The organism is Chryseobacterium sp. HNCC26DJ240, from assembly GCF_057180485.1.
In genome coordinates this window covers 1-2,539 of record NZ_JBXUGK010000016.1, presented here as the reverse complement: position 1 = coordinate 2,539, position 2,539 = coordinate 1, and the positions used below count along the sequence as shown (strand labels likewise).

General features: G+C 29.1%; 2 protein-coding genes. One reads left to right on the top strand and one right to left on the bottom strand.

Annotation, left to right across the window (positions count from 1 at the left end):
- Nucleotides 1-1,253: restriction endonuclease subunit S (locus AC2A1G_RS20000; protein WP_484048642.1), on the top strand; the 1,253-nt coding region annotated here is incomplete at its 5' end.
- A 60-nt stretch (nt 1,254-1,313) separates the two neighbouring features.
- Here the strand turns inward: AC2A1G_RS20000 and AC2A1G_RS19995 are convergent.
- Nucleotides 1,314-2,539: restriction endonuclease subunit S (locus AC2A1G_RS19995; protein WP_484048641.1), on the bottom strand; the 1,226-nt coding region annotated here is incomplete at its 5' end.

Below are 2,539 nucleotides of genomic sequence, written 5' to 3'. Positions count from 1 at the left end.
ATGGAAACGTATCCAAATTGAGGTTTTCAGAATTCAAGGATAAATGGGAAAATAAGAAACTTGGAGAACTAATGACTTTCAAAGTAACCAACTCTTATTCAAGAGATAATCTTAATTATGAATCAGGAACCGTAAAAAATGTTCACTATGGAGATATCCATACTAAATTTCAAACTCTTTTTGATTTAGGAAAAGAAAATGTCCCATATATAAATGAAGATATTCTTCTAAATAGGATTTCAGAAGATTTTTATTGTCAAGAAGGAGACATAATTTTTGCAGATGCTTCTGAAGATTTAAGTGATGTTGGGAAAAGTATCGAAATTACAAATCTTAATGGAGAGAAATTACTTTCTGGTTTGCATACTCTTTTAGCAAGGCCACACAAAAATAATTTCTCTAAAGGTTTTCTTGGATATTTATTTAAATCTGATTTTGTAAGAAATCAGATAAAAAGAGAAGCACAGGGCTCCAAGGTATTAAGCATTAATGTGGGTAGAATTTCTAATATTAATTTATCATTTCCTTCGATTTCAGAACAACGAAAGATTTCTGAATTTTTATCTCTCTTAGATAAGAGGATATTATGTTCAATGAAAATAATTGAGAAGTTAAAAACCTTAATGAAAGCCAGTCGTGAAAAGATATTTTCTCAGAAATTAAGATTTAAAGATGAACAAGGAAATTATTTTTCTGATTGGGATTTAACACAACTGAAAAATATTTGTTTTATAATCGGAGGAGGAACGCCAGATACCCAAAAATCTGAATTTTGGAATGGTAATATTCAGTGGTTTACTCCAACAGAAATAAAATCAAATTTTGTTTTTAAAAGCGAAAGAACCATCTCCGAATTGGGTTTGAAAAATTCATCAGCTAAAATTCTTCCACAAGGTTCTATTTTATTAACAACTAGAGCTACTATTGGCGAAGTTGCAATTGCACAAGAAGAATGTACGACTAATCAAGGGTTTCAATCTTTAATAGTAAAAGGAAATTGTAATAATATTTTTTTGTTCCATTGGATAAAGGAAAACAAATTTGAATTAATAAAGCGTGCGAATGGCTCAACATTTCCAGAGATAAGTAAATCAGAAATTGAATTAATTAAAATCTCCTTACCTTCACTGGTCGAGCAAACCAAAATAGCTAAATTTCTATCTTCCATTCAAGAAAAAATAGTAACCGAAAAACAAATTTTAGAAAAATTAGAACTTCAAAAAAAGTTTCTTTTGGCTAATTTGTTTGTTTAAGAAAACGAAGCCTTGTCAAGGTTTTAAACCTTGACAAGGCTCTCTCGAAAACCAAATATCCTATACAAAAAGATTTTGTAATAGATATTTTTTCTGATTTTCGTATTGAGTTAGCATATCGGTTTCTAAATTGATTTTTTCATCAAGAGATAGCAATAATTTATAAATCTTCTTTTGCTCTTCTTCATCCATTGGCAATAAAATACTTGCCCCATTCAAAAATGTTTCATTATTGATATTCATTGTATTTTTCGCACCTTTTTGAACTAATGGATTTAAATAATTAAAAGTATTGACTGATGAATTAAAATATTCGTGAAGTAAATATCCTAATGCAAAAGTATTAGGTGTAAAAACACAATATAATGGAGAAACCACTCCAATTCTTCCCGTCCTATTTTGCTTAATAATTCCAAAAGGAAAATCAGAAGTAGGACTTTTAGTGTAAACTAAATCACCGGGATAAACTAATTTGTAATGTAAAATCTCTTTTGCTGAAAAGGAACGTCCCAAATGTTCAATCTGATTAATAACACCTTTATGTTTTGCTACAGAAAATACTTCACTATATTTATTATTTGGGTTTTTATGTAAATGTTCTTCAGATATTTCAGATAATTTTTTTAGTTCCCAATTCTGTTTTTTATTATTAGTTTTAAACTTAATATCATTTTCAAATAGCTTTTTAACTATTGAAAGCTTTTGTAATGATAAACCCTCAATTATTTTCTTTTGGGTTTGAAGGCGAGAATTTAAAAGAGATAAAAAGTTTGCTAATTTGTTTTGTTCTTCTAATTGAGGAAGTTTCAAATTTAGTAACGCTAATTGACTTGAATACAAGTGCACAACAGAAATTCCTTGGGAGAGTTTGGCTATTTCTAATTTCTTTTTGCTGTTCAAATAATATGAAAGAAAAACACCATTGTTTTTAGTTTTAATCACATTCAAATCTCCACCTAAAGCAACTCCAGATTTGAGAACACAAGATGCGGTTGCAATATCGATTTGAGTTTCTCCAGACGCAGGAATTATAACATCATTAGCTTCACTTAAAACAAGAGAAGAAATATCTGTATTTGTTTTTGATTTTATTTCCGAAATAACTTCTTCATAAAAAGTATATAACTCTCCATATCTAATGCATTCAGTTTCACCATTTTCATCAATATCACTTTTTGAAATGCCTTTGCCCTTAGTGAAAGTTGCAATTTCTCCCAGTTTTTTAGTTTCCCATTTTTCAACCCCAAATTCAGTAAATCTGAGCTTTGGAATCCCTAAGTCACCTG